Below are 939 nucleotides of genomic sequence, written 5' to 3'. Positions count from 1 at the left end.
TCCCGCGACACCCGGAAGTAGTGCCCGGTGCTGCTGTCGGTGCACGTCATGCCCGACGGCTCGCTGTCGCAGGTGATCGTGCCCGCGGACTGGGTCTGGCCGTAGTCGAGGGTCGGCTCGCCGGCGAAGCGCAGGGTGTCGCCGTGGCAGTGGATGGCGGCCGGCTCGCCCAGGTTCAACACGAAGCGGTTGCCCCAGGCGAGATGCTTGCCGCACTCCGGTGGCGGCGGTGGCTGGTAGTCGAAGTCGCTGATGTCGCACGCCACACCGAAGCCGCCCAGGACGCAGTAGATGTTGCCGGACGGCGATTGAAAGTTCTGGGTGTCCGCGTGCGCGGTCGCCGGCATCACGGTGGCGGCCGCGACCGTCGCGGCGGCGACAGCGAGGGTCCTCATCATTTGCTGAGCGTAAGCCTGTGCGCCGGTGGACCGGACCGATAATCCCGAAATGAGTTTGCGCGGGGGCCTTCACCTGGCCGCCCAAAAGGATTACAACGTCATCATGAAGGCATCAATGGTCGCCGCGGTTCCGCTCCTGGCGGCCGCGACCGCGGTGGGCCCGGCGCACGCGGACCCGCTCTACCACTTCCAGTCGCCCTCGGGCGACGTCACCTGCGTGATGGCGGCTTTCGGTGGAGATGCGCCCCGCGCGTCCTGCGGCGTCATCGACCCCACCTACGTGATGCCGCCCCGCCCGCAGTCCTGCATGGGGGCCTTCGGCGACCAAGTCGACATCGTGCAGGGCAGCTCGCCGGCGATGGCCTGCCACACGGACACCACCCGCGGAGCCGGGCTGCCGACGCTGCAAGCCGGCGACACCCGTTCCGTGGCTTCGCTCACCTGCAAGGGCGAACCCGCCGCCGTCACCTGCGACAGCGAGCCGTCGGGCATGACGTGCACCGACAGCAGCACCGGGCACTACTTCCGGGTGTCGCGGGAT

2 protein-coding genes are annotated in these 939 nt (G+C 69.4%); one reads left to right on the top strand and one right to left on the bottom strand.

The window, feature by feature from the left end; translation table 11 throughout:
- A partial coding sequence (locus A9X03_RS23900; RefSeq protein WP_156736165.1) for a DUF6636 domain-containing protein occupies positions 1-395 on the bottom strand: 395 nt, incomplete at its 3' end.
- 52 nt (positions 396-447) lie between these two features.
- Here A9X03_RS23900 and A9X03_RS23895 point away from each other — a divergent pair.
- The coding region (locus A9X03_RS23895; RefSeq protein ID WP_156746651.1) for a hypothetical protein at positions 448-939 on the top strand (492 nt) is incomplete at its 3' end.

The organism is Mycobacterium sp. E1715 (assembly GCF_001667625.1).
In the GTDB taxonomy this organism is placed as follows: Bacteria; Actinomycetota; Actinomycetes; order Mycobacteriales; family Mycobacteriaceae; genus Mycobacterium.
The sequence above is the reverse complement of the archived record's forward strand: the minus strand, read 5'-3'. Positions and strand labels throughout refer to the sequence as shown.